Origin of the sequence: Actinomadura sp. 7K507 (assembly GCF_004348425.1) — a bacterium.
GTDB lineage: Bacteria > Actinomycetota > Actinomycetes > Streptosporangiales > Streptosporangiaceae > Spirillospora.
Window position 1 is genome coordinate 1 of sequence record NZ_SMKK01000371.1, and the last position, 5,998, is coordinate 5,998.

4 protein-coding genes are annotated in these 5,998 nt (G+C 72.0%); 2 read left to right on the forward strand and 2 right to left on the reverse strand.

All coding sequences use genetic code 11. The features are described 5' to 3' along the window. The coding region (locus E1285_RS42520) for a BCCT family transporter (RefSeq protein ID WP_132160555.1) at nt 1-1,737 on the reverse strand (1,737 nt) is incomplete at its 3' end. 232 nt (nt 1,738-1,969) lie between these two features. On the opposite strand from E1285_RS42520, the gene E1285_RS42525 reads away from it, so the two are divergent. Then, on the forward strand, nt 1,970-2,575 hold the full coding sequence (locus tag E1285_RS42525; protein WP_132160557.1) for a response regulator transcription factor: 606 nt from the start codon (nt 1,970-1,972) through the stop codon (nt 2,573-2,575). Here E1285_RS42525 and E1285_RS42530 read toward each other — a convergent pair. After that, a complete protein-coding gene (locus E1285_RS42530) occupies nt 2,516-4,312 on the reverse strand; it encodes a histidine kinase (RefSeq protein ID WP_132160559.1) in 1,797 nt (598 codons plus the stop codon). The genes E1285_RS42525 and E1285_RS42530 overlap by 60 nt on opposite strands. Nucleotides 4,313-4,413: 101 nt before the next feature. Between E1285_RS42530 and E1285_RS42535 the strand changes: the two genes are divergently transcribed. Further along, nucleotides 4,414-5,998 (forward strand): serine hydrolase domain-containing protein (locus E1285_RS42535; RefSeq protein ID WP_132160561.1); only part of this gene is annotated, 1,585 nt, incomplete at its 3' end.

The following is a 5,998-nucleotide window of genomic DNA, read 5'->3' on the forward strand; positions in this document are numbered from 1 at the left end:
GCGGGGGGACTGACCGGGGGTGTCGTCGGTGTCGTCGTTGTTGATGGGTCTGATCTCCAGCTCGAAGTCGCCCTGGTGTTCTCGGGTGCCCGTGACGACGGCCTCCTCCAGGACTTCGGCGCCCTTGGTCTGACGCTGCATGATCGGGTCGCTGCGGACGTCCTTCGCCAGGGAGATGCAGAGCAGGATCAGCACGATCGCGAACGGCAAGGCGCCGATGAACGTGATGTTCTGGATGCCGGTCAAGGCCTTGTCGATCTCCTCCGTGCCGCCTTGCTCGCCGATCGCGAGCATGACCGCGGCGACGCCTCCGGTCAGGGCACCCCAGAAGATGACCATCCAGCGGTGCGGCGTGGTCGAGCCGCGCTGCGAGAGGGTGCCCATGACGACCGAGGCCGCGTCCGCGCCGGACACGAAGAAGATCGCGACGAGGATCATCACCAGGACCGCGGTGATCCCCGTCCACGGCAGCTCGGAGAGCACGTTGAAGGTGATCTGCTCCTCCGTGCCGTTCCCGTACGGGTCGTTGCCGTTCTGCTGCTCCCTGATGGCCGTGCCGCCGAAGACGGCGAACCAGAGCAGGCTGACCACGCTGGGCACGAGGATCACGCCGGCGACGAACTGGCGGATCGTGCGGCCGCGGCTGATCCGGGCCAGGAACATGCCGACGAACGGCGTCCAGGAGATCCACCACGCCCAGTAGAAGATCGTCCAGGCGGCGAGGTACTCGTCCATCGCCTTGCCGCCGGTGGCGCCCGACCGGGAGGCCATCTCGCCGAAGTCCTGGATGTAGACGCCGAGGGAGGTCGGCAGCAGTTCGAGGATGAACACGGTCGGGCCGACCACGAACACGAAGAGCGCCAGAAGCGCGGCCAGGACCATGTTGATGTTGGACAGGTACTGGATCCCGCGGGCGATGCCGGAGACGGCCGACACGACGAAGCAGATCGTCAGGACCACGATGATCAGGATGAGGACGGTGGTGCCGAGGGACTCGATCCAGCCGGCCTCCTGCATCCCGGTGCGGATCTGCAGCGCGCCGATGCCGAGGGAGGCGGCCGAGCCGAACAGGGTGGCGAACAGGGCGAGGATGTCGATGAGCTTGGCGACCGGGCCGGTGGCGCGGCGGCGCCCGAGCAGCGGGGTGAAGGCCGCGCTGACCAGCTGGCTGCGGCCCCGCCGGTAGGTCCCGTACCCGATCGCCAGGCCCAGCACGGCGTAGATCGACCACGGATGCAGGGTCCAGTGGTAGATCGTGGTGGCCATCGCCGTCTCGATCGCCGCCTCGCTCTGCGCGGGGTCGGTGCCGGGGGGCGGTTCGACGAAGTGCATCAGGGGCTCGGCCGCGCCGAAGAACATCAGCCCGATCCCCATGCCCGCGCTGAACATCATCGCGACCCAGGAAACGGTGCGGAACTCGGGCTCCTCGTCCTCCATGCCGAGGGGGATCTTGCCGTAGCGGCTGAACGCCAGCCACAGCGAGAAGATCACGAACCCCGTCGCCGCGAGGACGAACAGCCAGCCCACGTTCGTGAGGAGCCAGTCGAGCGTCGACTGCGCCGTCGAACTGAGGCTGTCCGTCGCGACCGCGCCCCAGAGCACGAACGCCAGGGACATGATCGCGGTGAAGCCGTACACGATCCAGTCGGTACGGGTGCGTCCCCCCTTCTCAAGGGACACCGGGCCGCCACCGGGTTCCTCGTCCCGGCCGCCGGGATCACGCGAGATCGTTTCCATGTTGTTCTGTCTTTCCCCAAACATTCGCGGTTCAGTTACAGGGAGGAGCAATTCATTCTCGACCTGCGACATCCCCTTGGGCGGAGGCGCGCGGACATCCCCGGGCTCGCGATGAGGGCGGTCACCCTGCACAATGGAGTGCTGTGATCACTCGGCGTTCGTGGCCGTCCCGGGGCACCGCGCCCTTCCCCGGAATCCGGCAGGTGCGCCCCGGAGCCCGGCAGGCGCGGCGATGATCAGCGTAGTGGTGGCAGAGGACATGCACATGGTCCGCGGGGCGCTCATCGCGCTGCTGGAACGGGAGGACGACCTGACGGTCGTCGCCGAGGTCGGACACGGCGACCGGATCGTCCCGGCGGTGCTCGACCACCGGCCGGACGTCGCCGTCCTCGACGTCGGGATGCCGGGCGTCGACGGGCTGGAGGCGGCCGGACGGATCGCCGCGGAACTGCCCGCCTGCCGGGTCCTCGTCGTGACCGGGGCGGCGACGCCGGACACGCTGCGCCGGGCGCTCGCGGCGGGCGCGGCCGGGTTCATGGTGAAGGACGCGCCGCCGCGGGAACTGGCGGACGCGATCAGGCGGGTCGCGGCGGGCGAGCGGGTCGTCGACCAGGGACTGGCGGCACGGGCCCTCACGGCGCCGGAGAACCCGCTGACCGGGCGGGAGCTGGACGTGCTGCGGATGGCGGCGTCCGGCGCGGATCCCGCCGAGATCGCGGCGACGCTGTACCTGTCGCGGGGGACGGTCCGCAACTACCTGGGGGCGATCGTCACGAAGCTAGGCGCCCGCAACCGCCTGGACGCGGTCCGGATCGCCGCCGACGCGGGCTGGCTGTAGGACCGACAGCTCGAACCGCGCGTCCGGAAGAGGCCCGGCGGTCAGCGTCCCGCCGAGCGCGCCGACCCGGGCCGACAGGTTCGTGACGCCCTGCCCCGGTTCCCCGCCCGGTCCGCGTTGCCCGCCCGGTTCGGTGGCGGTCCCGTCGTTGCGGACGCGGAGCCGGATCAGGTCGCCGTCGCGGGACGCCTCGATCAGGCAGTGCCGCGCGGTGCTGTGCCGCATCACGTTGGTGACGCCCTCGCGCAGGACGGTGGCGAGCACGGCGTCGACCGGCTCCGCGGCGGCGAGGTCGTCCGGCCACCTCACGGTGACGTCGACGCCCGCCGCGGTGAGCAGGTCGCGGGCGGAGTCCAGTTCCTCGGCGGTCGACAGGGCGACCGTCCCGTCGTCCGGGATGGCTCGCAGGTCGCCGAGCGTGCGCCGGGCGGCGGCGGCGATGCCGGCCAGCGCGTCGTCCCCGTGCTCCCCGGCGTCCCCGCCGGTCCCGCCGTCCGCGCCGGGGGCGCGGGCGGCGAGGTCGGCCTTCACCATGATCGTCCAGAGGCCGGAGCCGAGCAGGTCGTGGACGTCGCGGGCGATCCGGCGGCGTTCCCGCGCGACGGCCAGCATCGCCAGCGACATCCGCACCTCGCGCACCTGGTAGACGAGATGGGTCAGCAGCGCCAGCCCGAAGAACATCATCGCGCCGCCCGCCGTCTCCGCCGTCCAGACGAGCGCGTCGAGGGCGCCGCCGCCGCGGGCCAGGAGCGTCGCCGGGACGAGCGCGACATAGGCGGCGAACAGCGGCCACGCCCACCAGGGCCGCCCCGCCAGGACGATCAGGATTCCGCCGGCCGCGAGCCACATGAGCTGCGGATAGGGACGTTCGGGCGAGAGCAGCGGCGCGGCGGCGAGCACCGCCTGCACGGGCAGCGTCCAGGCCGCGTGCCTGGGCGCGACGCCCGGCGGGCGCGGCCGGACGTGGTGCGCCTGCACCGCGACGACCGCGACGATGTCGGCGATGTAGAGGGCGAGCAGCGCGGGCGGCGGCCCCACCGACACCAGGTAGACGATCGCGATCACCGGATACCACAGGTGGCCGATGACGACGATGGGCAGCGCGGTCCGGGGCGTCAGGTCGCCGGGCGGCGGCACGGACGGCGGCCCCGGGGCCGGTTCGGGGGCGCGGCGGACCTCGGCGCGCGCGGCGGTGGCACGTTCCAGGATCGCGTCCGGGCGGCGCTCGGACGCCAGCCGGATGATCTCCGACAGGGCGGTGCCGAGGGCGTTCTCCAGCGCGTCCGACACCCGCGCGCGTTCCACCGCGACGGAGCCGGCCGCGAGCTCGCCGCGGGTCGCCGCCAGCTCGTCCCGCAGATCGCTGAGCCGGGTCAGCGCGAACACGAGCAGTCCCTGGCACAGCGCGTTGCCCATCGCGTTCAGGCAGGTGTAGAGGTCGGCGGTGTGCAGTGCCCCGGCGGCGGCGACGACTGCGGCGAACAGCGGCCACCGCGCCCGGCGGGGTGCGATGAGCAGGATCGACGCGCCGAGGAACCCGGCGGGTCCGCCGAGCGGCAGCAGGACGGCCTGGGCCGCGAGCGTCCAGTGCCCGTACCGGTCCCGGAACCGGCGGGTCCACGGCAGGCTGTGGACGAGCTGGAGGGCGAGCATGGCGGCCGTCACCGCCACCGGCGCGGACTGGTCCGGCGCCACCAGCAGACCGGCCAGCACCAGCACGATCACCACGGCGGCCATTGGGAGATCCTAGCTTTCTGTCCGGTTCGTGCATTCCGCATGACTGGGTGGTGCTTCCCGGCACTGGTGGCCGCCGGGACGTTCCGGCGAACGTGGAGCGCATGAGGAAAGTCCTGTTCACGCTGGTGTGCGCCCTCGCCGCCCTCGTCGTGCCGTCCACCGCCGCGCAGGCCGGGACGCCGGCGGAGGCACCGGCCGGTGACGGTCTGGCGGGCATCGTGAGCCCGCTCGTGTCCGAGCAGCTCGACCAGAACGAGATCCCCGGCGCGTCCGTCGTCGTCGTGAAGGACGGACGCCAGGTCTTCGCCGAGGGCTACGGCGTCGCGGACGTCAAGGCCCGCACGCCCGTGGACCCGGCCCGGACCGCCTTCTTCACCGGCTCGATGGCCAAGGCGTTCACCGCGACCGCCGTGCTGCAGCTCGTCCGCGAAGGCCGCCTCAGCCTGGACGAGGACGTCAACCGCTACCTGACCACCTTCGAGATCGAGGACACCTACCCGGGGAAGCCGGTCACGCTGCGGCACCTGCTCACCTACACCGCCGGGTTCGACGAGAACATGATCGGCGTCGCCGAACGGGACCCGGAGGACGTGCCGTCGCTCGGCCAGAGCGTCGAGGAGCGGCAGCCCGAGCGCGTGCGCCCGCCCGGAACCCGCGTCGCCTACGACAACTACGGCGTCGCGCTCGCCGGCTACGTCGTCGAGACCGTCGCGAAGCAGCCGTTCGCGAAGTACCTGGACCGGCGCATCGTGCGTCCGCTCGGCATGTCCGGGACGAGCTTCGCCGTACCGACCCCGGCCGCGATCGAGAAGCGCCTCGCCGGGGGGTACCGGCCGTCCGGCGACGGCTTCACCGCCAACGGCGGCCAGTACGGACCGTGGACACCGAGCGGCAACGGCCCCGTCACCACCCCCGCCGACATGGGCAAGTTCATGATCGCGCAGCTGTCCGGCAGCGAGGCCATCGGCGGCCCGGACGTCACCGAGCCCCTGCGCACCCGTCACTACACGCATGACGACCGGATGCCCGGCATGGGGCTGACGTTCGAGGAACGCCCGCGCAACGGGCATCCCCGCTGGTACAAGGACGGCGACGTCCCCGGCTTCCACAGCGTGATGGCGCTGCTGCCCGAGCAGAACGCCGGCGTGTACGTCGTCTACAACGGCGACGGCGCCGACGGGAACGCGACCTTCCTCGGCCAGCAGGTCATGGACGCGGTCACCGACCACTACGCCCCCGCCGCGTCGCACCTGACCGGCAAGCCCGGCGGAGTGGGCGGCGACGTGTCGGAGTACGAGGGCACGTACCGCTCGAACCGCACGAGCAACTCCGACCTGACCCGCTTCAACAGCCTGATGACCGGCATCGAGGTGACCGCCGGGGAGAACGGCACGCTCACCACGTCCGGCATCTCCATGGACCCGGACAAGTCCACCCAGCACTGGGTGCAGACGCAACCGGGCCTGTTCACCGAGGAGGGCGGCCAGGGCCGCATCGCGTTCGACGGCAGGACGCTCGTCACGACCGCGAACCCGGCCGACTCCTACGACCGCCTGGCCTGGTACGACGCACCATCGCTGCACCTCGGCCTGCTCGTCGCCGGGGCCGCCGCGTTCCTGGTCGCGTTCTTCGCGTTCCCGGCCGTCGCGGCGGTGCGCGGAGTGCGGCACCGCCCCGCCCACCCGC